This window comes from Cupriavidus sp. GW821-FHT07C08, assembly GCF_059419025.1.
Map to the genome: position 1 here is coordinate 204,812 of NZ_JBWKQZ010000005.1, position 24,407 is coordinate 229,218.

Sequence of the window (24,407 nt, forward strand, 5' to 3'; positions counted from 1 at the left end):
CTGCTACCTACACTGGCAACCTCAGAAGGCCAAGGGGCAGTTTGCCGACTGAACCGGGCCACGGCCCTCCTGAACCGACCATCGCCAACGACAACATGCCTGATTCCTCCGCCACGCTGCGCAGCCTGGAAACGCCTGCGGCAGTGATCGACACCCCGCGCATGCTGCGCAATATCCACCGCATGCAGGCGCGCATGGATGCTCTCGGCGTGCGCTTCCGCCCGCATGCCAAAACCAGCAAATGCACGCCGGTCGTGCGCGCGCAGATCGATGCGGGCGCAAGCGGCATCACCGTCTCCACGCTGAAGGAAGCCGCGCACTTCTTCGACGCCGGCATCACCGACATCCTCTATGGCGTGTGCATGGTAGCGAGCAAGCTGCCCCAGGCGCTGGCGCTGCGCCGCCGCGGCTGCGACCTCAAGATCGTTACCGACAGCGTGGAGTCCGCCCGCGTCATCGTCGCCTTCTGCAACGCACACCGCGAGGCGTTCGAGGTCTGGATCGAAATCGATACCGATGGCCACCGCTCCGGCATCCGCCCCGACGACCCCGCGCTGATCGACGTGGCGCGCGTGCTGCATGATGGCGATGTGCGTCTGGGCGGGGTGATGACGCACGCCGGCTCCAGCTATGACCTGGACACGCTCGCGGCGCTTGCGGCCATGGCCGAGCAAGAGCGTGCCGGCTGCGTGCGCGCCGCCACGCGGCTGCGCGAGGCGGGCCTGCCGTGCGCGGAGGTCAGCGTGGGCTCGACCCCGACCGCGCTGTCGGCAGCCAGCCTGGAGGGCGTGACCGAGGTGCGCGCGGGGGTCTATGTGTTCTTTGACCTGGTCATGCGCAATGTCGGCGTCTGCACCGAAGACGAGATGGCGCTGAGCGTGCTGACCACCGTGATCGGACACCAGCCGGAAAAGGGCTGGGCCATCGTCGATGCCGGCTGGATGGCCATGAGCCGCGACCGTGGCACGCAGAAGCAGAAGCACGACTTCGGCTACGGCCAGGCCTGCGCCATCGACGGCACCGTCATGCCCGGCTACATTCTCAGCGGCGCCAACCAGGAGCATGGCATCCTCTCGCGCGAAGGCACGCCTGATCCGGATATCGCTGCACGCTTGCCCGTCGGCACGGTGCTGCGCATCCTGCCCAACCACGCCTGCGCCACCGGGGCGCAGTTTCCCACCTACCACGCCATTGCCGAGGATGGCGCTGCCACCGAATGGAGCCGTCTGCATGGCTGGTAAGCACAACGATGAACACCGCGCGGTACGCACAGTCAGTCCCGCTTCGCTCGCCGCACCAGGCGGCCACTACAGCCATGCCACGGTCGCCGGCGGCCTGGTCTTTATCTCCGGCCAGTTGCCGATTGCACCGGACGGGCACAAGCTGGTCGACGCGTCGTTCGCCGCACAGGCGCAACAGGCGCTGGCCAACGTCGAGGCCGCACTGCTTGCCGCCGGCAGCAGCATCGCGGCGCTGGTACAGGTGCGCGTCTACGTGGACACGATGGACAACTGGCCCGCCTTCAACGCGATCTACGCCGCATGGGCCGGCGACGCGCTTCCGGCCAGGGCCGTGGTGCCCACCGGCCCGCTGCATTTCGGGCTGAAGGTCGAGGTGGAGGCCGTGGCGGTTGCGACCGTCAGCCCGGCGTGACCGCCTGGCGGCCTGCTTCGCGCAGCGCCAGCTCGGCATCCTTGATGTTGCCCAGCGGCGCGAGAACGGCAACATCGAATGGCCGTACCGGCTGACCCTCGCGCACCAGCACCGGCCAGTCCGGATTCGCAAGGGCGCCGCGACCGAGCGCGACCAGCGTGGCGCCATCGTCCAGCAGGCCGGTCGCGCGCGATGGCTCATGCAGGCTGCCGTTGGCCACGATCGCGAGCCCGGGCGCGGCACGGCGTGCAAGCTGCACCAGCGTCGCGCCGTCGTCCGCGAAGGCGGGCATCCATGCCTCGTACTCCGTCACGTGGAGGTAGTCCACGGCGCTCGCCCCAAGCGCGGAGAAAACGGCGGCCGCGCCCTCCGCGCCTTCCGGCCACTTGTGGGCGAAATCGTTCACCTTGCCTTGCGAGATGCGCACGCCGACGGGGAAGCCAGCTCCTACGGCAACGCGCACCGCACGGGCGGTTTCCAGCAGCAGGCGCATGCGCTGCGCGATGCTGCCGCCCCAGGCGTCCTGGCGTTGATTCGTATAGTCCGTCAGGAACTGATCCAGCAGATAGCCATTGGCACCGTGGATTTCAACGCCGTCGAAACCCGCGTCACGGGCCAGCCGGGCGGCCTGCGCAAAGCCTTCGATGGCCTGCAGGATGTCTGCCTCTTCCATGGCGCGCGGCATCCGGTATGGACCCTTGCCGGCATACACGGTCATCTGCTGCCCCTTGGGCTGCACGGCCGAGGGCCCGACCGTGTCGTCGCGGAAGCGGTTGGCTTGCGACAGCGCGCCGGCATGCATCAGCTGCGCCACGATGCGCCCGCCCTGCTGGTGGACCGCGGCAACGACCCGGCGCCACGCGGCCACTTGCTGCGCGTCCGTCAAACCGGGCTGGCCCGCATAGCCCTGGGCGTAGGCACGGTCGGTATAGATGCCCTCCGTGACGATGAGGCCAAAGCCGCCGCGGGCGAAGCCTGCGTGGTAGCGGGTCATGGCCTCGGTGGGAACGCCTGCGGCGGTGGCGCTGATGCGCGTCATCGGCGCCACCACGAGCCGGTTGCGCAGCGGCACGCCGTTTAGCGCCAGCGTATCGAACAGCGAGGGGGTGGCGGGCGTGGTCATTGCGCGACCCCTGCGGCCAGGGCGATGGCTTCGATCTCGATCTTCGCGTCCGGCGAGTAGAGCGCCGAGACCTCGACGATGGTGTCGGCCGGATAGGGGGCAGAGAACCATTTGCGGCGCAGTTCGACGATCTTCGGGAAGTGTGCCATCGACGTCAGGAAGATCGTCACCTTCACCACGCGGTCCAGCCCCGAGCCGCCCGCCTGCAGCGCGCGCCTGAGGTTGCTGAACGCCTGCTCGGCCTGGGCATCGAAGTCGTCACGGCCCACGATGGCGCCATCGTCGCCAACCCCGGCCTGGCCGGAGACAAAGAGGAAGCCGCCGGCCCGGATGGCTTGCGAAAGCAGATAGGGAGCATAGGGGTCGGGTTGGGTGTGGACTTGTTCCAGCAGCATTGCTGACTCCGGTAGATGATTTAGTAGAATTCACCTGGTCGCCTGGGTGGCCATCCGATGGATCGAGTATCGGAGCGGAATGAGGTCGCGACAAATGGTTGCTCTTCAGTCGATACATGAATACATCTCATCTAAGGAGGAGGCTTGCGCAAACTGCCGCCCCTGGGTGCCCTGCGCACCTTCGAAGCCGCCGCCCGGCGCGCCAGCTTCAAGCACGCGGCGGACGAACTGCACGTCACGCCGACGGCGGTCAGCCACCAGATCCGCTTGCTGGAAGAGAGCCTTGGCGTGAAGCTGTTCGAGCGCCAGACCCGCAAGGTGCGCCTGACGCCTGCCGGGCATCAGTTGTTCCCCGCGGTGCGGGACGGCCTGGACGGGATGGAGCGCGCCGTGCTGGCGGTGCAGCGCAGCGGACAGACCAACGTTGCCACGCTGACGTCGACGGTTGCCTTCATGGCCAAGCGGCTGGCACCGCGCGCCGGCCAGTTCCGCGCGGCCTATCCTGACTGGACGCTGCGCCTGGATGCGTCGGACCAGATCGTCGACCTGGACCACGATGCGGACGCTGCCATCCGCTACGGAAGCGGCAGCTATCCCGGCCTCGTGGTCGAGCCGTTGTTCTGCGACCGGTTTGCGCCGGTCTGCAGCCCGGGCCTGAAACTGGCCAGCATGCAGGACCTGAAGCACGCCACGCTGGTGCACTTCGAGTGGGGCGCCGGCGCGCGCGATGACGAGCGTGCACCGGTATGGCGCCAGTGGCTGGCGCAGGCCGGCGTCGAGGTCACCGATCCGCAGGCCGGCCTCAGCTTCACCGACGAGATCCACGCCGTGCAGGCCACCATCGCGGGGCAGGGGGTCGGCTTGCTCAGCCTGACGCTGGTCGCGGAAGAGCTGGCCTCGGGCGTGCTGGTGCAGCCGTTCGGGCTGTCGCTGGAGAGCTTCCGCTATGACCTTGTCTACAGCGAGCGCGCCGCCGAGCGTCCCGCTACGCGGTTGCTGAGGGACTGGGTGAAGGCGGTGTTCGCCGGTTAAGGGCCGGGCTATTGTAGAGTTACACAATTCTGAGCAAGGCTTGCGTGTCGCCAGGTGATTGCCCATGCTATATCCCGTCCATATCGAGCCCGGTGACGCGACCCGCGCGCACGGCATCACCTTGCCCGATTTCCCGGGCTGCTTCTCCGCTGCCGACGATTGGTCGGACATTCCTGCCAAAGTCCAGGAGGCAGTAGAAGCGCACTTCGCCGATGGCGAACCGATCCCCGCGCCGTCCGACCTGCAACGCTGGGTTGATAGCCGGCAGTACGAGGGTGGTGTCTGGCTACTGGTTGATATCGACCTGTCGCGCGCGAGAATCGATTGACCACACCGCCCACTGTCCTTGCCGTTGCTTGCGCTGCAACGCATGATTTCTCTAAGCAATTGCGCAACGAGATCCGGCTGCTTGCAGGGCTGGGCATAGAAGGCGACGCCCATGCCGGCCAGACCGTCAAGCACCGCTCGCGGGTGCGCGTGGATCCTACCCAGCCCAACCTGCGTCAGGTCCACCTGATCGGCACGGAGCTCCACGCCGAACTGCACCGCGCCGGTTTCGACATCGGGCCTGCCGACCTGGGCGAGAACATCACCACGCAAGGCCTGGACCTGCACGCGCTGCCCGTCGGCACGCGGCTGCAGCTTGGCGCCAGCGCCATGGTCGAGCTGACCGGCCTGCGCAACCCCTGCGGGCAGATCGAAGCGTTCCGGCCGGGTTTGCTGGCGCAGGTGCTGGGGCGGGCCGAGGACGGCACGCTGGTCCGCAAGGCTGGTGTCATGGGCGTCGTGGTCACTGGCGGCGTGGTGCGTCCCGGCGATGCCATCTCGGTCAGCCTGCCGCCTCCGCCGCATCGCGTGCTAGAGCGCGTATAGCGCTCCAGCCTGCCCCCTGCGGCAAGGCGATTCCCTCCGGCGTACACTGTGGCTCCCGATCTCCGTAGCCCCATATCCATGCCCGCCTTGCGCACCCTCTATCCCGAAATCGAGCCCTATCAAACCGGCACGCTGGATGTCGGCGACGGGCATGTCATCTACTACGAGCGCGTGGGCACGCCCGGCACCAAGCCGGCGGTGTTCCTGCATGGCGGGCCGGGTGGCGGGATCTCCGCGGACCACCGGCGGCTGTTCGACCCGGCGCGCTATGACGTGCTGCTGTTCGACCAGCGCGGCTGCGGGCGTTCGACGCCGCATGCCGGGCTGGAGGCCAACACCACCTGGCACCTGGTCGACGATATCGAGCGCCTGCGCGTGCTGGCCGGCGTGGAGCGCTGGCTGGTGTTCGGCGGCTCTTGGGGCTCGACGCTGGCGCTGGCCTACGCGCAGAAGCACCCGCAGCGCGTCAGCGAGCTGGTGCTGCGTGGCATCTACACGGTGTCGCAGGCGGAGCTGGATTGGTATTACCAATACGGCGTGTCCGAGATGTTCCCCGACAAGTGGGCGCGTTTCCAGGCGCCGGTGCCCGAGGCCGAGCGCGGCAACATGATGGCCGCGTACCGCAAGCTGCTGACCGGTGACGACCAGGACAAGCAGGTGGAAGCGGCGCGCGCATGGAGCGTGTGGGAAGGCGAGACCATCACGCTGCTGCCGGACGCCGGCAACAGCGCCAAGCATGACGACGGGCACTTCGCGCTGGCGTTCGCGCGGCTGGAGAACCACTACTTCACGCACCGCTGCTGGCTGGAAGACGGGCAGCTGCTGCGCGACGCGCACAAGCTGGCCGACATCCCCGGCGTGATCGTGCACGGCCGCTATGACATGCCGTGCCCGGTGCGCTATGCCTATGCGCTGCACCAGGCGTGGCCCAATGCCGATTTTCACCTGATCGAAGGCGCCGGCCATGCGTGGACCGAGCCGGGCATCATGGACCAGCTGATTGCCGCGACCGATCGCTTTGCGGCGCAGCGGTAGTCGCGCCGACCACCACCGAAGATCACCACTGGAGACCACGATGGAGCTGTACGCCCACCCGTTTTCATCCTATTGCCAGAAGGTCCTGGTTGCGCTGTACGAGAACGCCATTCCCTTCGAGTTCCGGATGCTGTCGCCAGAACACGCGCAGAACATGGACGAACTCGCCAGACTGTGGCCGCTCAAGCGCATGCCGGTGCTGGTGGACGGCAGCCGCACGGTGCTCGAATCGAGCATCATCATCGACTACCTGGACCAGCATCACCGCGGCCCCGTGCGCTGGCTGCCAGAGTCGCCCGACGCGGCGCTGGAAGTGCGCATGCTCGACCGCTTCTTCGACCAGTACGTGATGACGCCGATGCAGCGCATCGTGGCCGACTACCTGCGCCCGGCGGAGCACCGCGATGCCTATGGCGTGGCCGAGGCACGCAAGTTGCTCGATTCGGCCTACGCGTGGCTTGAGTCAACGCTGGCCGGCCGGGAATGGGCCGCGGGTGACGCCTTTACGCTGGCCGATTGCTCGGCCGCGCCGTCGCTGTTCTATGCGGACTGGGTGCATCCGATCCCCGATGCGTGCGGCAACGTGCGCGCCTACCGCAACCGGCTGCTGGCGCGGCCATCGTTCGCGCGCGCGGTGGACGAGGCGCGGCCTTACCGCCCGCTCTTTCCACCGGGTGCGCCGGAGCGGGACTGACGGGCAAGCTCAGACAGCGTCAGCCCGATCTGCGCCGCCATGGCGCGATAGCCCGCGTCACCAGGATGCAGGTGGTCGCCGCTGTCGAACGCCGGCAGCAGCGCCTGCGGGCGCGCGGGATCGCGCACCGCGGCGTCGAAATCCGCCACCGCATCGAACGCGCCGCCGTTGCGGATCCAGTCGTTGACCGCCAGCCGCACCGCTTCCTTGCCCGGGCTGTCATAGCCGCGGATCGGCGTATCGCGCAGCGCCCCCGCAAACGGCGTGATGGTGGCGCCGATCACGCGCACGCCGCGCGCTTGGGCGCGCGCGATCAGGCGGCGGTAACCCTCGATCAGCTCGGCGGCCTGCGGCACCGCATCGCCCGGTGCAAAGGTGGAGCCCGGCCAGGCGATATCGTTGATGCCGATCGCCGCGATCACGGTGCGCACATGCGGCTGGCTCAGTACGTCGCGATCCAGTCGCGCCAGCGCGGACTCCCCCATGCCATCGCGCAGCAGCCGGCCGCCGGAGATGCCGGCATTGAGCACAGCCACGCCGTTGCCGGCCGCACGCTGTGCCAGCACGTCCGGCCAGCGGCGGTTGGTGTCGGGGGTGGAGCCGTTGCCTTCGGTGATCGAATCGCCGATGGCCACCACGGCGGCGGCATGCCCGGGCGCATCGACCTGCACCTCGCTGAGCAGGATGCGTGCGCTGAACGACTGCGGCGCAGGCAGCGTGGCCTGCGTGGTCGCGTTGCCGGCCGCGAGCCACGCGGTCTGGCGCCCATCCCAATGGAACGACTCGATCGCGGTGGCTTGCGGCAGGTAGAGGCTGAGTGCCAGTTCGCCCAGCGCCGGGGCGTCGATGGCGACCGGATCGCTTGCCACGGACTGGCCAGCCGGAATGATCACTGACGCACTGTCGCCGAACGTCACCGCGCGACTGCCCGCCGCATCGATACTGCCGCCGCCGGCATGGCGCGCGAGTTGCGCCGCGCCGACCGCGACCGGATGGCGACCGTAGGGGTTGGACAGCACCACGCGCACGCGCTTGCCGCCCACGCTGAGCCGCACTACCTGGCGCAGCGTCTGGCCGGACAGCACCGTGGGCACGCCGGTCGGCAGCGGCTGGGCGCCGGGCTGCCACACCGGCTGCTGGCTTGCCATCCAGCTGGTCAGCCAGGCCGGGTCCTGCAAGGGGCTGGCCAGCGCCGCGGTGCTGGCGAGGGTGGCGGAGAACGTCAGCGCAGTCAGGCGGCGCAGGATGCGGGGAATGCGAAACATGGGTTTGCCTCGGCTCGTGGACCGGCGTTGGTGCCGGGATGACGCCCAAGGTAGGGTATTCCTGAAATGACAGGTAGCGGGCAGAATGGCATATCGCTCATGCCATGATGGAATGGGTGGGCACAAGGAACGGCATGGACACCATCAGAGCAATGCAGGTCTTCGTGCGCGCCGTGGAGCTGGGCAGCCTGTCGGCGGTGGCGCGCGAGCAGCAGTCGACCCAGCCGACCATCAGCAAGGTCGTGGCCGCGCTGGAGAAAGACATGGGCGTGCGGCTGCTGGAGCGCAGCACCACCAGCCTGTCGCCGACCGAGGCGGGGCGGCGCTTCTATGACCGTGCGCGCCGCGTGCTGGATGAATACGGCGAGGCGGTCAGCGATGCGCGTGGCATGTCCGCGCACCCGGCCGGGCGGGTGCGCGTCAGCGCGCCGGCCAGCTTCGGCGTGCTGCGGCTCAATGCGCTGGTGCTGGCGTTCCAGCAGCGCTATCCGGAGGTGGAGGTGGAGCTGCTGTTCGATGACCGCTTTGTCGACCTGGTGGAGGAGGGCGTCGACATCGCGGTGCGCCTCGGCGCCTCGCTGCCGCCCAACGTGGTTGCGCGCCGCATCGCGGTGTCGCCGCGGCTGCTGGTGGCCTCGCCCGATTACCTCGCACGCCATCCTCGCATCCGGCAGCCGGCCGACCTGGCGTGGCACCAGATCCTGCGCTTCGCCTGGCTGGCCGCCGGCGACGAGATCGTGCTCGACGGGCCCGGCGGGCAGGCGCCGGTCAGCGCGCCCTGCCGCTACCGCGTCAACAACTCGCTGGCGATGCGCGAGAGCTTCCTGGCCGGCGCCGGCTTTGGCATGACGCCGGCATGGCTGGTGCAGGACCTGCTCGACAGCGGTGCCTTGCAGCGCGTGTTGCCACGTTGGAGCGGTCTGGCGCAGGAAGCCTTCCTGGTCTATCCGTCGCGGCGCTACCAGCCGGCGCGGGTGCGGGTGTTGCTGGACTACCTGGCGCAGGCGATTGCGGCGTTGCCGGGGTTGACCCCGGTGTGAGCGGCCGGATGGCGCTTAATGCAACCGGCCCCGCGCCACCAGCATCGTCAACGGCCGCGCCAGCAGCGTGCTGGCCAGTGCCATCAGCAACAGCCCCGAAAACGCCGCGGTGCTGATGATGCGCGCGTCCAGCAGCACGGTCAGCACCACCACCTCGACCAGGCCCTTGGTCTGCAGCAGCGTGCCCAGCGCCAGCGATTCGCGCCAGCACATGCCGGCGCGGCGCGCGGGCAGCGCGACGCCGGCCATCTTGCCGGCGATCGCGATGGCCAGCGACAGTGCCGCGATCCACAGCGTCCTCGGGTTTTCCAGCGAGATCTCGGTGCGCAGCCCGGCGGCGAGGAAGAAGAAGGGCAGCAGCACCACCACCGTGACCGGTTCGAGCTGCTGGCGCACACGCTGTGCTTCACGTGCGGGCCATACCAGTCCGGCGACGAAGCCGCCCATCACATGGTGCAGCCCGGCCAGTTCGCCCAGGAATGCCGACGCCAGCACCAGGAACAGCGCCATCGCCAGCAGCAGCTCGGTCTCAGGCTCGCGGCGGCGCAGCAGCCATGCCAGGGCGGGGCGCACCGCCAGGAACATGAACGCCAGGTAGGCACCGGCGCGGGCCGCCACGGTGAGGGCGCTGGCGCCGTCGTGGCCGCCATGCTGCAGCAGCACCAGGGTCAGGAACAGCCACACCCAGGCATCGTTGACGGCCGCGCAGCGCAAGGCCAGCTGGCCCAGGCGGGTGCCGGTCAGGCGCATTTCGCGCAGCAGCGCACCCAGCACCGGCAGCGCCGTGACAGCGGTGCAGATGCCCATGGCGCAGGCAAACCAGTAGGGGCTGGCCAGTTCCCCGGCGACCGGCCAGCCGGCCGTGGTCATCCACCAGCCGGCAGCGGCGCCCAGCGCGAACGGCGCCGCAATGCTGCCCAGCGAGATCTGCAAGGTCGCGCGCCAGTGCGCGGGCACGCTGTCTTCGCGCAGGTGCAGGCCGGTCAGGAAGCAGAACAGCGTCACCGCCAGCCACTGCAGGCCGGACAGCATCGGCAGGCGCTCGGGCCCGAACAGCGCGGTCCAGCCCTGTGGCGCCAGCTGCCCGAACACCGACGGCCCCAGCACGATGCCGGCCAGCACCTGCACGCCGACCAGCGGAAACACCGAGCGCAGGCCGGCACCGCGCCACAGCAGGTAGGGCAGCGCGACCACCAGCATCGCCTGCAGGAAGAAGATGCTGACGCCGTTCATCGGGCCACGCTGGGGACGACGCGCTTCATCCGAACATCCCGCCGTTGACCGAGATCACCTGGCGCGTGATATAGCCGGCGTCGGGCGACATCAGGAAGGCCACGGTCGCGGCCACTTCGTCGGGCGTGCCGAGCCGCCGCGCCGGGATCATGCGCAGCGCCTCGTCGCGCACGTGCTGCTCGACCATGTCGGTGTCGATCAGTCCGGGCGCCACGCAGTTGACCGTGATGGCGCGTTTGGCAAGTTCGATCGCCAGCGCCTTGGTGGCGCCGATGATGCCGGCCTTGGCCGCGCTGTAGTTGGTCTGGCCGCGGTTGCCCACCAGGCCCGAGACCGACGACAGCGTGACGATGCGCCCTGGCTGGCGCCGCTGCACCATCGGCATCACCACGGGGTTGAGCACGTTGTAGAAGGCGTCGAGGTTGGTATGCACCACCTCGTCCCATTCGGCGCCGCTCATGGCCGGGAAGGCCGCGTCGCGCGCCAGGCCGGCGTTGCACACCACGCCGTAGTAGCAGTCATGCGCGGCGATATCGGCCAGCAGCGCGGCGGCGGCTTCCTCGCGCCGGGCCACGTCGAAGCACAACACGCGGGCTTTGCGGCCGCAGGCGCGCACCGCGTCGGCGACGGAGTCGGCTTCGTCGCGGCGCGAGCGGCAATGCACCACCACGTCGTAGCCGTCGCGGGCCAGCCGCAGGGCGATGGCGCGACCGATGCCGCGCGACGATCCCGTTACCAGCACGGTCGGATTAGTCATACCTGGTGTCCTTGAAAAAAGTCCTCTGCGGGCGCAGGCGCGAAAGCGGAACGCGCGCGGATGCGGCGCATCATACGCGGCAGAATTCTTCCAGCACCGCCAGCCGGCGGCGCGGCTCGGCCACGAAGGGGTTGCTGCGGTCCCACGCGTAGCCGGCCAGGATCGACGAGATCATGTCGCGGATCTCGGAGTTGGCATTGGGATGGAAAATCAACTGCTGGAAGCGGCCTTCGTACCAGGCTTCGACAAAGACGCGGAAGCAGTCCACGCCGGCCTTGAGCGGCTGCGCGAAGTCCTTGTCCCAGTCCACGGTGTCGCCGGCAAGCTGGCGCACCAGGCATTGCGCCGCCAGGCTGGCCGACTTGAAGGCGATGGTCACGCCGGACGAGAACACCGGGTCCAGGAATTCCCCGGCATTGCCAAGCAGCGCATAGCCGTTGCCCCACAGTGACTTCACATTGGCCGAATAGCCGGCGATCTGGCGCGCCGGGGTGTCCCACTGTGCATTGCCAAGCAGCTTTGCCAGGCCGGGTTCCTCGGCCACCAGCGCACGCAGCCGTTCGGTCTCGGTGCCGGTATAGCGGTCCAGGAATGCTTTCTCGGCAACCACGCCCTGCGAGCAGCGGCCGTCCGAGAACGGGATGGTCCAGTACCAGACGTCCGGGTGTTGCGGATGCACGCTGATCAGGATCTTGTTGCGGTCGAAGGCGCCCGGCGCGATGCGGTCTTCGACGTGTGTGAAGAGCGCGCTGCGCACCGGAAAGCCCGACGGCGATTCCAGCTGCAGCAGGCGCGGCAAGATGCGGCCAAAGCCGGAGGCATCGAGCAGGAACTTCGCACGCACCATGTACCGGCTGCCGTCCGGCGCACGCACGGTCACCTCCGGCTGCGTGCCGCTGACGTCGACGTCCTCGACCAGGTGCGAGAAGCGCACCTCGGCGCCCTGGCGCGCCGCCTCGCGGATCAGCACGTTGTCAAAGCGTGCGCGCTGTACCTGGTAGGTGGTGCCCCAGCCGGGCGAGAATTTCTCGCGGAAGTCGAAGGCGGTCTGCTGGTCGCCGCGCGAGAAGGCGGCGCCGTTCTTGTACTGGAAGCCCGCTTCCACCACCGCGCGCAGCATGCCTGCCTCTTCGATGTAGGCCATGCTCTGCGGCAGCAGGCTTTCGCCGATGGAAAAGCGCGGGAACGTCTCCTTCTCGATCACCAGCACCGGAATCCCATGCTTGCGCAGCAAGCCGGCCGCGACCGAGCCCGCGGGCCCTGCGCCGATGATGACGACATCCGTGGTTTCCGTTTTCATAAGGTTCGATTCTTCTCTTCAAGTGCATGGGGAAGGCGGCGAGGGTCGGGCAAAGCGTCATCCCCACGCGGCAAACGCAAGAATATGACTGCAAATTGGCTCCCGTTGGCCGGCCTGCAACATATTGAAACCAATTCTCCCGGGCTGGATTATCGATGGGCCGCACAGAAAGCGGCAGGGGGCCAGCAAGCTACGCCAACTCGCGGCAAAATGTGGAACCGTGGTCACAGCCTTCCATTTCCGCCTGTGCCCTTTGCTTCTACCACCCCGACGCCATCCCACCCCATCCGAAGGAGCCACCATGCCTGCCACAACCATGCCCTACCGCCGCCTCGGCGCCAGCAACCTGCGCGTTTCGGCACTTTGCCTGGGCACCATGATGTTCGGCGACCAGACCGATGAGGTCGAAGCCGCCCGCATCGTCGCCAGCGCGCGCGACCACGGCGTGAACTTCATCGACACCGCCGACGTATACACCAAGGGCGCGTCGGAGCAGATGGTCGGGCGCCTGCTGACCGCCAACCGCCACGACTGGGTGCTTGCCACCAAGCTGGGCAACGCGATGCAGGCGGCGCCCAACCACGGGCACTATTCGCGGACCTGGATCCTGCGCGCGGTGGAGGACAGCCTGCACCGGCTGGCGACGGACTACATCGACATTCTCTACCTGCACCGCGACTATCCCGGCACGAACCTGGAAGAGGCGGTGCGGGCAATGGGCGACCTGGTGCGCAGCGGCAAGATCCGCTACTGGGCGGTGTCGAACTTCCGCGGCTGGCGCATTGCGGAAATCGCACGCCTGTGCGGCGAGCTGGGCGTGCCGCGTCCGGTGGCGTGCCAGCCCTACTACAACCTGCTGAACCGGATGCCGGAGGTGGAGATCCTGCCGGCATGCGAGCACTACGGGCTGGGCGTGGTGCCCTACAGCCCGGTGGCGCGCGGCGTGCTGACCGGCAAGTACGCGCCCGGGCAGGCACCGGGCGAGGGGACGCGCGCCGGCCGTGCCGACCGCCGCATGATGGAAACTGAGTTCCGCGAAGAATCGCTGGTGATTGCACAGCAGCTCAAGGCCCATGCCGAAGGGCGCGGGCTGACGCCGGGCCAGTTCGCCACGGCGTGGGTGCTGGCCAACCCGATCATCTCGTCGGTCATTGCCGGTCCGCGCACGCTGGCGCAATTCGAGGACTATCTGGGCGCGCCCCGTGCCGTCATCACGCCCGAGGAAGAATCGATGGTCGATGCGCTGGTGTCGCCGGGCCATGCCTCGACGCACGGCTACAACGACCCGGGTTACCCGTTCGGGGGACGACCCGTGGCACGCGCGCAGGCAGCCTGATGACCGTTTCGGACAAGGGGCGCAATGTGGCGCAGGCGCTGCCTGGAGTGATGCCTGTATGCAACGGCACGATACGCGTGCGCGCGCTTGCTGCAGGCTGCCTTTACTCCTACTAATATCAAGACAGGCGGCGCGCGGCGTGCGCGCGTCGCGAGAAAATTGCGCTTCGAGCCGGTGCATGACAGCCCCTGCGCGCTGCATCGGCCCAACAGGGAAGCCCAAACGTGTCACGTCGTGGCTGGATCTTCGCTGGCTTGGCGGTCGCCCTTGGTGGGGGCGCCTATGTCGTGTACAGCTTTGTCGCAAGCGAAGTGCGCAACTCGCACTTGCAGGCGCGGCTGATTGGCAGCCTGGGGCAGCGGCTGACATTCGAGATCCAGCCGGGTGCCAGCGACAGCATCCGTTTCCCGCATTCCGGCCCCTACGACGCCCGCATGGGCTACGGCCGCATGCCGCTGTTCGCGCAACGGCTGGAGCAGCGCGGCTACGTGCCCGCCGAGCAGGCGCGCATGTCGCCCGACATGGTGCGGCTGATCGACGAAGGCCTGTTCACGCCCTACCGTGAGAAGAACCAGGCGGGCCTGCTGCTGCGCGACTGCAACGGGCTGACGCTGGCGTTCGAGCGTTATCCGCAGCGCCAGTACCCGGACTTCGGCGCGGTGCCGCCGCTGCTGATAAGCGCCTTGCTATATGTCGAGAATCAGGGCCTGCTGAATCCGGAATACCCCAATATGAACCCGGCGCTGGACTGGCGCCGGCTGTCGCGCGCGGTGCTCGACCAGGTGATCCGGCTGGCCGACAAGTCGCATGACGCGCCCGGCGGCAGCACGCTGGCCACGCAGATCGAGAAATACCGGCACTCGCCCGAAGGCCGCACCGCGTCGATCCAGGAGAAATTCCGCCAGATGGCGTCGGCGTCGCTGCGCGCCTACCTGGACGGGCCCGACACCCAGCGTGCACGCGAGCGCATCGTGGTGGACTACCTGAACACCGTGCCGCTGTCGGCGCGCGAGGGCTTTGGCGAGATCAACGGCATCGGCGATGCGCTGTGGGTCTGGTACGGCGAGGATTTCGGCGAGGTCAACCGGCTGCTCAAGGACATGGACGTGCGCGCCCCTGAACCGCGCCAGGCGCAGGCCTTCAAGCGCGCGCTGTCGCTGATCATCTCGCAGCGCCGCCCGTCCTACCACCTGCGCCGCGACGATACCAACCTGGATGCGCTGACCGGCAGCTACCTGCGCCTGCTGGCGGCCAACAACATCATCACGCCCGAGCTGCGCGACGCGGCGCTGGCGCAGCCGCTGGACAAGGCCACGCCGCCGCAGCGCCCGCCGCAGGAGCCGTTTGTCACGCGCAAGGCCGTCAACCGCGTGCGCTCCGATATCACCCGGCTGACCGGGGTGGAGGGCCGCTACGACATGGACCGGCTCGACCTGACCGTGGACAGCACCATCAACCGCGAAGCGCAGCGCATCATCACCGAGACGCTGCAGCGCGTGAACAACAAGGCTGATGCGCGTGCCATGGGCCTGTACGGCCACAACCTGCTGCGCGACAACGACGACCCGTCGAAGCTGATGACCAGCTTCACGTTGTACGAGCGCGTGGGCAACGCCAGCGTGGTGCGCGTGCAGGCCGACAATATCGACCAGCCCTTCGATATCAACAGCGGCGCGCGCCTGAACCTGGGCTCCACGGCCAAGCTGCGCACGCTGGTGACCTACCTGGAGATCATCAGCGAACTGAACGCGCGCTACGCCGGCATGAGCCGCGACCAGCTGGCCGCCGTGCGCCTGGCGCGCCAGGATGCGCTTAGCCGCTGGGCGGTGGACTACCTGATGAAGGCGCGCAAGCCGGACGAGCGCGAGCTGATGCCGATGCTGGAGGCGGCGATGGAGCGCAAGTACTCCGGCAGTGCCGGCGAAGGCTTCTACACCGGCGGCGGCCTGCAGAGCTTCACCAATTTCGAGCGCTGGGAGGGTGAGCGCATCATGACCGTGCGCATGGGCTTCCAGCACTCGGTCAACCTGGTGTTCATCCGCATGATGCGCGACATCGTGCGCTACGAGATGTTCCATGCCAAGCCTGACATGGGCGACCTGTTCGAGGACCGCAACGCGCCCGGCCGGCGCGAGTACCTGGAACGCTTCGCCGACCAGGAAGGCAGCGCCTACATGACCGGTTTCTACCAGCGCTACCGCGGCAAGGATTCGGCGCAGCGCCTGGACACGCTGCTGGGCCGCGTGCGCATGACCATACCGCACCTGAATGCGGTGCGCATGTCGGTGACGTTGCTGAGTGCGCGGCCGACCCTGGATGAGGAAAGCTATGTGCGCATCATGCGCGCGCGCCTGGGCGACAAGCAGCTGGCCAAGGAAGACCTGCCGGCGCTGTACCGCAAGTACGGCAAGGACAAGTTCAACCTGAACGACCGTGGCTACCTGTCGCGGGTGCACCCGCTGGAGCTGTGGATGGTGGAGTACCTGGACCAGCACCCCAACGCCACGCTGTCGGAGATCCTGCGCGCCAGCACCGCCGAGCGCCAGGAAGTGTACAAGTGGCTGTTCAAGACGCACAGCAAGGCGGGCCAGGACAACCGCATCCGCACGCTGCTGGAGCAGGACGCCTTCGCGCACATTGCCCGGCGCTGGCAGCGGCTGGGCTATCCGTTCGATTCGCTGACGCCGTCCTATGCCAGCGCCATCGGCGCCTCGGGCGACCGCCCCGCCGCGCTGGCGGAACTGGCGGGCATCCTGATGTCAGGCGGGATGGCCACGCAGAACGCCGCGGTGTACAGCCTCGCCTTTGCCGATGGCACGCCCTATGCCACGCGCTACGTGCTGCAGCCGGCGCCGGGCAAGCGCCTGCTGCCGGAAGAAGTGACCGCGGTGGTGCGGCGCTCGATGATCGATGTGGTGGAAGGCGGCACCGCCAGGTCGATCCGGGGTGCCTTCACCATGCCGGGCCGCAATGGCGCTACGCTGACGGTGGCGGGCAAGACCGGCACCGGCGATCAGCGCTTCCAGGTCTACGGGCCGGGCGGGCGGCTGATTTCATCGCGCTCGGTCAACCGCTCGGCGACCTTTGTGTTTACGCTCGGCGACCGCTTCTTCGGCACCGTGGTGGTCAATGCCAGGGAACCCTACGCGGCGCGCTACAGCTATACCAGCGCGCTGGCGGTCAGGGTGCTGCGCGCGATCGCGCCGCAGATCTCGGCGATGGCGCCTGGCGGCGACCGCGCACTGCTGCGTTGCCGCGATACGTCGCCGGGGCTGCGCGCCCCGCGCACGCCGACACTGACCGAGGCCGTGCCAGGCGCGCCGCTGGCCCAGGCACAGGTCGTGCCCAGGGTGTCGCCCGCGCCGGCCAACCCTGCCGGCCCCGTGCGCGCGCCGGACACGCCGGCGCTGGCCGACGCGCAGGACGCCGCCGGCGTGCGCCGCGCCAGTCAGCCCTTGCGCCGGACCATGCCGTAGATCACCAGCAGCACGATCGCGCCAATCACCGAGGCGATCCAGCCGGCCGGCTGGCCCGGCTGGTACCAGCCCAGGGCGCGGCCGACGTAGCCGGCAGCCAGTGAGCCCAGCACGCCCAGGACGATGGTCATGATCCAGCCCATCTTGTCGTCGCCGGGTTTGACCGCCCTGGCGATCAGGCCGACGATAAGGCCAACGAACACGGTGCCAATGAATGCCATCATGATGCGCTCTCCCGGTAGTGGTCTGAGTCCATGCCGGCCGCATGGGGCGGCCGGCTGCGCTTCATGATACACGCAGCACTCGGGTGCGTATGACGCTCAAGTGACAAGCGGCGGCGCTGCTGTCAGGCCTGCGCCAGCCGGAACTGGCCGACTGCGTGATGCAGCGCATCCGCCTGGTCTTCCAGCGAGGCCGCGGCGGCCGCGGCTTCTTCCACCAGTGCGGCGTTCTGCTGCGCCATCTGGTCCATCTGCGACACCGCCTGGTTGACCTGCTCGATGCCGCCGGTCTGCTCCTCGGTGGCCGCGCGCATCTCGGCCATCAGGTCGGTCACCCGCTTGACCGCGCCGACGATCTCGTCCATCGCCTTGCCCGCGCTTTCCACCAGCACTGCGCCGTCGTCGACGCGCTGCGCCGAGTTGCCGATCAGCGCCTTGATCTCCTTGGCGGCGGTGGCGCTGCGCTGCGCCAGCGTGCGCACCTCGCCGGCCACCACCGCGAAGCCGCGGCCCTGGTCGCCGGCACGCGCCGCTTCCACGGCCGCATTGAGCGCGAGGATGTTGGTCTGGAAGGCAATGCCTTCGATCACGCCGATGATGTCAACCACCTTGCCCGAGGCGTTCTTGATCTCGCCCATGGTGTCCACCACCTGGCTGACGATGGTGCCGCCGCGCACCGCAATGTCCGACGCGCCTTCGGCCAGGTGGCTGGCCTGGCGCGCGTTCTCGGCGCTCTGGCGCACGGTGCTGGTGAGCTGCTCCATGCTGGCGGCGGTTTCCTGCAGCGACGCGGCCTGTTCTTCGCTGCGGCGCGACAGGTCGGCGTTGCCCGCGGCGATCTGCTTGGCCGCGCCCGCGATCGAATCGGCCGAGCTGCGGATGCTGCCGATCGCGCCGGTCAGGCGCGCCTGCATGCGCTGCATCGCATAGAGGACGCTGTGCTCGTCGCCGGGGCGCACCTCGACCTGGCTGCCGAGGTCGCCTTCGGCAATGCGCCCGGCGATGTGCGCCGTGATGGCGGGCTCGCCGCCCAGCTGGCGCTGCAGGCTGGCCGCCACGCGCACCATCACCAGCGACATCAGCAAGCCAACCGCCAGCAGGATGCCGAACGCCTTCATCAGCTCGGCGCGGAACGCCGCCTCGATGTCGTCCAGGTACAGGCCCGCGATGAAGTTCCAGTCCCACGGGCGGAAGTTGGCCACGTAGCTCAGCTTGGGCTGCGGGGCCTCGGCGCCGGGCTTGGGCCACAGGTATTCGATAAAGCCCTTGCCAGGCCCTTTGCCGATTTCGGCGATTTCGCGGAAGAGGTAGACGCCGTTGGGGTCCTTGGTGCCTTCCATGGCCTTGCCGTTCATCTCCGGCTTGAACGGGTGCATCAGCACCACGGTGTCCGAGCGCATCAGCGTGAAATAGCCATCGCTGCCGAAGCGCATCGCGCGCACGCGCTCGATGGCCTGATTCCTGGCCTCGTCCTGCGTCAGCTTGCCGGCCTTGGCCAGCGCCTCGTACTCGGCCACCACCGAGAACGCGGTGTCGGTGACGTGGGCCAGGTCCAGGCGCCGCTCTTCCATGCGTAGAGTGCGGATCTGCCAGGCGTTCCACAGCGTGATGCCGAGCAGGCAGACCCAACTCAGCACCAGCGGCAATAACAGCTTCTTCTTCAGGCTCAGGTTGTGCAGCATTGCTTCCACTCCTCCATTTTCCGCGCTCTGCGCGTTTCTCATCGGCGGCACGCCGGCGGCGCCATGCATCGCTGGCGCCTGTCGCATGCGTGCGGGTCATCGGCTTAACGGCGGAGGAGGCAGCTAACTTGATTGGGGTAACTTCACCCCTTCGGGTGATGTGGTGATTGGCTTACATCGTGCCTTCGCACTTGTGCATTGCACATCTCTTCCAGCGAATCGGATGGCCCGACGACAAGTGATCCGTCCCGCTGCTTCAAGTTGTAATGCGCTGTAACTCAGCGGCATCCCCGGATCGTTTGCGATTTCAAATGCGAACGATTATCCTTCTCTCTTCCGCCAGCCATTGTGCAGACAATGGCACACCTGAGCGCCGTGTGATGCGCACAAGGGGCGCTCCAGCTATCCGTACACAGGGCAAGACCGGGCCGCCACTGGGCTGCGCCCGCCGACCAACCGCAATGACCGAAACCCAGCCGGCCTCCGGCCAGCAGCGCCGTGCCTTCTGGCTCAAGCATCTCCACCAGTGGCACTGGATCAGTTCCGCGATCTGCCTGATCGGGATGCTGCTGTTTGCCGTCACCGGCTTCACGCTCAACCACGCCGCACAGATCGAGGCCAGGCCCGCGGTCGAGACCCGCCACGCCGCCATGCCCACGCGCGTGCTCGACCAGGTGCGGGCCGAAGCGCCGGCGGGCGATGCCCAGGCGCGTGAAAAGAAGGCGCCGGTGCCGGCGGTGCTGGCCGACTGGCTGGCGCAGGCGCTGGACATCGACGCCAGCGGGCGCGAGGCCGAATGGTCCGCCGACGAGATCTACGTGGCGCTGCCGCGCCCGGGCGGCGACGCCTGGGTCAGCCTGGAACTCGACAGCGGCGAAGCCCAGTACGAGAAAACCACGCGCGGCGTCATCTCTTACCTGAACGACCTGCACAAGGGCCGCAACACCGGCGCTGCGTGGAGCCTGTTCCTGGATGTGTTCGCGCTGGCGTGCCTGGTCTTCAGCGTGACCGGCCTGTTCCTGCTCAAGCTGCATGCGGCCGGGCGCGTGGGGACCTGGCCGCTGGTGGGGCTGGGGCTGGTGGTGCCGGTGCTGCTGGCGATCCTGCTTATCCATTGAATCAACCGTTCCAACCGTTTTCCTTCCTGCATCTCACTGACGAGGTTTCTCCGATATGCGCCGACTGCTCTCCGTCACCCTGACCGGCATGGCCGCGGTTCCCCTGGCCGGCCCCGCGCTGGCCGCGGATCTCAGCGTCAAGGTCGACATCCCGCGCCTGACCGTGGCCGAGTACCACCGCCCCTACGTGGCGATGTGGGTCGAGCGCGCCGACCAGAGCCCGGTGCAGACCCTGGCGGTCTGGTACGACGGCAAGCTCAAGGACGGCGAAGGCACCAAGTGGCTCAAGGACATGCGCCAGTGGTGGCGCAAGGCCGGCCGCGACCTGCACATTCCGGCCGACGGCGTCTCCGGCGCCACGCGCGCGCCGGGCGAGCACAGCGTGAGCTTCAGCGACGGCAAGGCGCCGCTGGGCAAGCTGCCCGCGGGCAACTACCAGCTGGTGGTGGAAGCCGCGCGTGAAGTGGGCGGGCGCGAGCTGCTGCGCGTGCCGTTCACGTGGCCGCCGCAAGCCGCACAGACCGCCCGCGCCAAGGGCGAACACGAACTCGGCGGCGTGACCGTCGAACTGAAGCCGTAATCCTTCCGGAGCCCGACGATGAAACCTTCCCTGATGTCCGCCGCATCTTCCCGCATGGCCACCCGCGTGGCCGTGCTCGCCCTGGCCGCCCTGGCGCCGCTGGCCGCGCACGCGCACCGCCAGTGGCTGCTGCCGTCGGCCACCGTGCTGTCCGGCAGCGATCCGTGGGTGACCGTGGACGCCGCGGTCTCCAACGACCTGTTCTATTTCGAGCACGTGCCGATGCGGCTCGACAACCTGCAGGTGACCGCGCCCGACGGCAGCGCCGTCAAGGCCGAGAACGCGGCCACCGGCAAGTACCGCAGCACCTTCGACCTGCACCTGACCCAGCCCGGCACATACCGCGTGGCGGTGGTCAACAACGGCCTGTTCGCCAGCTACAAGGTCGACGGCCAGGCCAAGCGCTGGCGTGGCACCGCCGAGAACTTCGCCAAGGAAGTCCCGGCCAATGCGCAGGATCTGCAGGTCACCCAGGCCGAAGGCCGCATCGAATCCTTCGTCACCGCCGGCAAGCCCAGCGACAAGGGCCTGCGCACCGTCGGCCGCGGCCTGGAACTGGCGCCGATCACGCACCCGAACGACCTGGTCGCGGGCGACACCGCCAGCTTCCGCCTGCTGCTCGACGGCAAGCCCGCCAGCAACCTGAAGGTCTCGGTGGTGCCGGGCGGTATCCGCTACCGCGACCAGCTGCAGGAGTTCAGCGCCACCACCGACGCCGACGGCAAGTTCAGCGTCAAGTGGCCGGCCGCCGGCATGTACTGGATGGAAGCGGAGGTGAAGGACGACAAGACCACCTTCAAGCAGGCCAGGTCGCGCCGCGCCGTCTATGCGGTGACGGTGGAAGTGCTGCCGCAATAAGCCGGTTGCCGGGTTTGAACCGCGTCCTGGTCCCCGTTGCGCTGTCCGCGCCGCCGCAGCTGCCCGCCGCCGACATGCGGCTGCAGCGCTGGGGCGGCGCGACCATGGGCACGACCTGGTCGGTGGCGGCGCTGCTGCCGCCCGCGGCGGATGCCCACGGCATCGCAGCCGGCATCCAGGCCGTGCTCGATGGCGTGATCGCGCGGATGAGCAACTGGGAAGCGGATTCTGACCTGAGTCGCTTCAACCGCGCGGCGCCGGGCAACTGGCACGCGCTGCCGGATGATTGCTTCGCGGTGCTGCAATGCGCGCTGCAGGTGGCGCGCGACAGCGGCGGCGCCTATGATCCGAGCGCCGGCCCGCTGGTGGACCTGTGGGGCTTCGGCCCCGCCCCGGCGCGCACCGCGCCACCGTCGCCAGACGCGGTGCAGGCCACGCGCAGCCGCTGCGGCTGGGCCCGCATCGAAGTCGATGCGGCGGGCCGGCGCGCCCGGCAGCCAGGCGGCGTGTCGCTGGACTTCTGCGCCATCGCCAAGGGCTTTGCCGTCGACGCGGTGGCAGGCTACCTGTGTGAACAGGGCCTGGACCACCACCTGACCGAGATCGGCGGCGAACTGCGCGGCCATGGCGTCAAGCCCGACGGCATGCCGTGGTGGGTTGCGCTGGAATCACCACCCGGCCTGGACAGCGATGCCGCGGGGCAGACGCTGGTGGCGCTGCACGGCCTGTCCGTCGCCACCTCCGGCGACTATCGCCGCTATTTCGACAGCGACGGTCGCCGCTACGCCCATACCATCGATCCGCGCACCGGCTATCCGGCCAGCCAAGCGCTGGCCTCGGTCACGGTCATCCATGGGCAGTGCATGCTGGCCGATGCGCTGTCCACCGCGCTGACCGTGCTGGGCCCGGAGGCCGGCATGGCGCATGCACTCCGCCACGGCATTGCCGCGCGCTTCCTGGTGCGCACGCCGGACGGCTTCGACGAACATCTTTCGCCGGCCTTTGCCGCGATGCTGGCATGAGCGCGAAGGCCATGCCGTCCGCGATCGCCGGAGCAAGCTGGCTCGCCGTTGCCGGCGGCCTGGCGCTGTCCGTGCTAGGGCCGTCGCGGGTGGCCATGGCGGCCGGCGTGGTGTCCGCCTATGCAGGCTTCTGCAGCGCGGTGCTTGCCCACCATCGCCAGCGGCGCGCGCGCGTGACGGCGCTGGCTGGCACGGAAGAAAGCGCGACGCTAATTGCCTATGCCTCGCAGACCGGGTTTGCCGAACAGCTGGCGCTGCAGACCGCCACCGCGCTGCAGGGCGCGGGCGTGACGGTGCAACTGCTGTCGCTGGCCGATGTCGATGCGCGGCGCCTGCAGGCATGCCGCCAGGCGCTGTTCCTGGTCAGCACCACCGGCGAGGGCGACGCCCCCGACAGCGCGTCCGGTTTTGCGCGCCGCTTGCTGGCTGGCGCGGATGGCCTGCAGTCCTTGCGCTACGGCATCCTCGCGCTCGGCGACAGTAGCTACGCGCGCTTCTGCGCCTTCGGCCACGCGCTCGACGGCTGGCTGCAGCGCCACCGTGCGCAGCCGCTCTTTGACCTGGTCGAAGTCGACAACGGCGACGCCGGCGCGCTGCGCCACTGGCAGAACCACCTGTCGGCCCTGAGCGGCGGCGCGGAGATTGCCGACTGGGAACGCCCGCGCTATGCCAGCTGGCGGCTCGTGCAACGCCACCATCTGAACCCCGGCAGCCAGGGCGCGCCGGCGTTCCACCTGTCGCTGGCGCCGCAGGGCGATGCGGCAATGGACTGGCAAGCGGGCGACATCGCCGAGATCGGCCCGTGCCACGCGCCGGCCGAGGTTGAACGGCTGCTGGCGCGGCTTGGCCTGGACGGCGCCACGCCCGTGCGCTGCGATGGCCGCGACACCACCCTGGTCGAGGCCATGGCCACGCGCATGCCATTGCCTCAACCGCACTTCACGGCGATGCAAGGCCTGCCGCCGCAGCAACTGGTGGACACGCTGCCGCCGCTGCCGCACCGCGAGTATTCGATCGCCTCGCTGCCGCAGGACGGGCAACTCGAACTGCTGGTGCGACAGACCCGCTACGGCGACGGCCGCCTCGGCCTGGCCTCAGGCTGGCTGACCGAGCACGCGGCCGTGGGCACCCGCATCGCGCTGCGCATCCGTACCAACCGCAGCTTCCACCCGCCGGCCGATGACCGGCCACTGATCCTGGTCGGCAACGGCACCGGGCTGGCTGGGCTGCGCGCCCAGCTCAAGGCCCGCGCCGCGGCCGGGCAGCGCCGCAACTGGCTGCTGTTCGGCGAGCGCTCGGCGCAGCACGACGCGTTCTTTGCCGGGGAACTCGCCGCATGGCAGGCCGACGGCACGCTGCAGCGCGTGGACCATGCCTGGTCGCGCGACGGCGGCGCGCCGCGCTACGTGCAGGACGCCCTGCGCGCGCAGGGCGATATGGTGCGCCAATGGGTGGCGGACGGCGCGGCCGTCTACGTCTGCGGCAGCCTGCAGGGCATGGCCGGCGGCGTCCATGACGCACTGGCCGGGATCCTCGGCGAAGACGCGCTACGCCGGCTTGCCGACGACGGCCGCTACCGGCGCGACGTCTACTGAGCGGATCCGCAGCGACACGCGCCGTGCGGAGATCGGCCGTATGGCTCGCGCGCTGGGCGGGGATGCACTATCTTCGGTGTGAACTGCAAGACATCTGCAGCCAATCACAACACCGAGGA

At 68.7% G+C, this 24,407-nt stretch carries 23 protein-coding genes; 15 read left to right on the plus strand and 8 right to left on the minus strand.

Features of this window, described 5'->3' with window-relative positions:
- The first annotated feature begins 95 nt into the window (after positions 1–95).
- Together AC07UK_RS09260 and AC07UK_RS09265 are read left to right on the plus strand one after the other, a co-directional pair.
- Positions 96–1,241, plus strand: coding sequence for a DSD1 family PLP-dependent enzyme (locus AC07UK_RS09260; RefSeq protein WP_436224565.1), 1,146 nt, complete (start codon positions 96–98; stop codon positions 1,239–1,241).
- Positions 1,231–1,653 carry a RidA family protein gene (locus AC07UK_RS09265; RefSeq protein ID WP_436224566.1) on the plus strand — a complete coding sequence of 141 codons (423 nt, stop codon included), beginning with the start codon at positions 1,231–1,233 and terminating at the stop codon, positions 1,651–1,653. Before AC07UK_RS09260 ends, AC07UK_RS09265 begins: the two co-directional genes overlap by 11 nt.
- Here the strand turns inward: AC07UK_RS09265 and AC07UK_RS09270 are convergent.
- Together AC07UK_RS09270 and AC07UK_RS09275 are read right to left on the minus strand one after the other, a co-directional pair.
- Positions 1,640–2,776 carry an oxidoreductase gene (locus AC07UK_RS09270; RefSeq protein ID WP_494685887.1) on the minus strand — a complete coding sequence of 379 codons (1,137 nt, stop codon included), beginning with the start codon at positions 2,774–2,776 and terminating at the stop codon, positions 1,640–1,642. The genes AC07UK_RS09265 and AC07UK_RS09270 overlap by 14 nt on opposite strands.
- Complete coding sequence (locus tag AC07UK_RS09275) at positions 2,773–3,171, minus strand: RidA family protein (protein WP_494685888.1); 399 nt, start codon at positions 3,169–3,171, stop codon at positions 2,773–2,775. The genes AC07UK_RS09270 and AC07UK_RS09275 overlap by 4 nt, the downstream gene beginning before the upstream one ends.
- A gap of 144 nt (positions 3,172–3,315) precedes the next feature.
- Between AC07UK_RS09275 and AC07UK_RS09280 the strand changes: the two genes are divergently transcribed.
- The 5 genes from AC07UK_RS09280 to AC07UK_RS09300 all read left to right on the plus strand — a co-directional run bounded on the left by AC07UK_RS09280 (position 3,316) and on the right by AC07UK_RS09300 (position 6,805).
- Positions 3,316–4,203, plus strand: a complete 888-nt coding sequence (locus AC07UK_RS09280; RefSeq protein ID WP_494685889.1) for a LysR substrate-binding domain-containing protein — start codon at positions 3,316–3,318, stop codon at positions 4,201–4,203.
- Positions 4,204–4,267: 64 nt separating this feature from the next.
- Positions 4,268–4,531 carry a type II toxin-antitoxin system HicB family antitoxin gene (locus tag AC07UK_RS09285; protein WP_051591400.1) on the plus strand — a complete coding sequence of 88 codons (264 nt, stop codon included), beginning with the start codon at positions 4,268–4,270 and terminating at the stop codon, positions 4,529–4,531.
- Positions 4,528–5,076 carry an MOSC domain-containing protein gene (locus tag AC07UK_RS09290; RefSeq protein ID WP_494685890.1) on the plus strand — a complete coding sequence of 183 codons (549 nt, stop codon included), beginning with the start codon at positions 4,528–4,530 and terminating at the stop codon, positions 5,074–5,076. Before AC07UK_RS09285 ends, AC07UK_RS09290 begins: the two co-directional genes overlap by 4 nt.
- A 78-nt stretch (positions 5,077–5,154) precedes the next feature.
- Positions 5,155–6,111: a prolyl aminopeptidase gene (gene pip, locus AC07UK_RS09295; RefSeq protein ID WP_436224572.1), complete on the plus strand. Its 957-nt coding sequence runs from the start codon at positions 5,155–5,157 to the stop codon at positions 6,109–6,111.
- A gap of 40 nt (positions 6,112–6,151) precedes the next feature.
- The gene (locus tag AC07UK_RS09300) at positions 6,152–6,805 is read left to right on the plus strand and encodes a glutathione S-transferase family protein (protein ID WP_436224573.1); all 654 of its coding nucleotides are present in this window, start codon (positions 6,152–6,154) and stop codon (positions 6,803–6,805) included.
- On the opposite strand, the gene AC07UK_RS09305 is transcribed toward AC07UK_RS09300, so the two are convergent.
- Positions 6,763–8,070, minus strand: coding sequence for an SGNH/GDSL hydrolase family protein (locus tag AC07UK_RS09305; protein ID WP_494685891.1), 1,308 nt, complete (start codon positions 8,068–8,070; stop codon positions 6,763–6,765). The genes AC07UK_RS09300 and AC07UK_RS09305 overlap by 43 nt on opposite strands.
- A 134-nt stretch (positions 8,071–8,204) precedes the next feature.
- Between AC07UK_RS09305 and AC07UK_RS09310 the strand changes: the two genes are divergently transcribed.
- Positions 8,205–9,110, plus strand: a complete 906-nt coding sequence (locus AC07UK_RS09310) for a LysR family transcriptional regulator (protein WP_494685892.1) — start codon at positions 8,205–8,207, stop codon at positions 9,108–9,110.
- A 15-nt stretch (positions 9,111–9,125) separates the two neighbouring features.
- Here AC07UK_RS09310 and AC07UK_RS09315 read toward each other — a convergent pair whose 3' ends face one another.
- The 3 genes from AC07UK_RS09315 to AC07UK_RS09325 all read right to left on the minus strand — a co-directional run bounded on the left by AC07UK_RS09315 (position 9,126) and on the right by AC07UK_RS09325 (position 12,400).
- A complete protein-coding gene (locus tag AC07UK_RS09315; protein ID WP_494685893.1) occupies positions 9,126–10,343 on the minus strand; it encodes a cation:proton antiporter in 1,218 nt (405 codons plus the stop codon).
- Positions 10,344–10,368: 25 nt separating this feature from the next.
- Positions 10,369–11,100 (minus strand): 3-oxoacyl-ACP reductase FabG, encoded by a 732-nt coding sequence (gene fabG, locus AC07UK_RS09320; protein WP_011617927.1) that lies wholly within the window; start codon positions 11,098–11,100, stop codon positions 10,369–10,371.
- Positions 11,101–11,170: 70 nt separating this feature from the next.
- Positions 11,171–12,400, minus strand: coding sequence for an NAD(P)/FAD-dependent oxidoreductase (locus AC07UK_RS09325; RefSeq protein ID WP_494685894.1), 1,230 nt, complete (start codon positions 12,398–12,400; stop codon positions 11,171–11,173).
- Between the two features lie 301 nt (positions 12,401–12,701).
- Between AC07UK_RS09325 and AC07UK_RS09330 the strand changes: the two genes are divergently transcribed.
- Both AC07UK_RS09330 and AC07UK_RS09335 read left to right on the plus strand, forming a co-directional pair.
- Entirely contained in the window at positions 12,702–13,736 is a 1,035-nt protein-coding gene (locus AC07UK_RS09330; RefSeq protein WP_494685895.1) for an aldo/keto reductase, read from the plus strand.
- 224 nt (positions 13,737–13,960) lie between these two features.
- Complete coding sequence (locus AC07UK_RS09335) at positions 13,961–17,212, plus strand: transglycosylase domain-containing protein (RefSeq protein ID WP_494685896.1); 3,252 nt, start codon at positions 13,961–13,963, stop codon at positions 17,210–17,212.
- Here the strand turns inward: AC07UK_RS09335 and AC07UK_RS09340 are convergent.
- Together AC07UK_RS09340 and AC07UK_RS09345 are read right to left on the minus strand one after the other, a co-directional pair.
- Positions 17,185–17,436, minus strand: coding sequence for a GlsB/YeaQ/YmgE family stress response membrane protein (locus AC07UK_RS09340; RefSeq protein WP_013954022.1), 252 nt, complete (start codon positions 17,434–17,436; stop codon positions 17,185–17,187). The genes AC07UK_RS09335 and AC07UK_RS09340 overlap by 28 nt on opposite strands.
- Before the next feature lie 122 nt (positions 17,437–17,558).
- Positions 17,559–19,115, minus strand: a complete 1,557-nt coding sequence (locus AC07UK_RS09345; protein WP_436224581.1) for a methyl-accepting chemotaxis protein — start codon at positions 19,113–19,115, stop codon at positions 17,559–17,561.
- A 461-nt stretch (positions 19,116–19,576) separates the two neighbouring features.
- Between AC07UK_RS09345 and AC07UK_RS09350 the strand changes: the two genes are divergently transcribed.
- From AC07UK_RS09350 to AC07UK_RS09370, 5 genes are read left to right on the plus strand one after another with little or no spacing between them, the layout of a single operon-like run.
- Positions 19,577–20,233, plus strand: a complete 657-nt coding sequence (locus tag AC07UK_RS09350) for a PepSY-associated TM helix domain-containing protein (RefSeq protein ID WP_494685897.1) — start codon at positions 19,577–19,579, stop codon at positions 20,231–20,233.
- Positions 20,234–20,288: 55 nt separating this feature from the next.
- On the plus strand, positions 20,289–20,813 hold the full coding sequence (locus tag AC07UK_RS09355; RefSeq protein WP_436224583.1) for a DUF2271 domain-containing protein: 525 nt from the start codon (positions 20,289–20,291) through the stop codon (positions 20,811–20,813).
- Positions 20,814–20,831: 18 nt separating this feature from the next.
- Positions 20,832–21,671 (plus strand): DUF4198 domain-containing protein, encoded by an 840-nt coding sequence (locus AC07UK_RS09360; protein WP_479939045.1) that lies wholly within the window; start codon positions 20,832–20,834, stop codon positions 21,669–21,671.
- Between the two features lie 14 nt (positions 21,672–21,685).
- A complete protein-coding gene (locus AC07UK_RS09365; protein WP_494685898.1) occupies positions 21,686–22,693 on the plus strand; it encodes an FAD:protein FMN transferase in 1,008 nt (335 codons plus the stop codon).
- Positions 22,694–22,704: 11 nt separating this feature from the next.
- The gene (locus AC07UK_RS09370) at positions 22,705–24,288 is read left to right on the plus strand and encodes a sulfite reductase subunit alpha (protein ID WP_494685910.1); all 1,584 of its coding nucleotides are present in this window, start codon (positions 22,705–22,707) and stop codon (positions 24,286–24,288) included.
- Positions 24,289–24,407 lie beyond the last annotated feature (119 nt).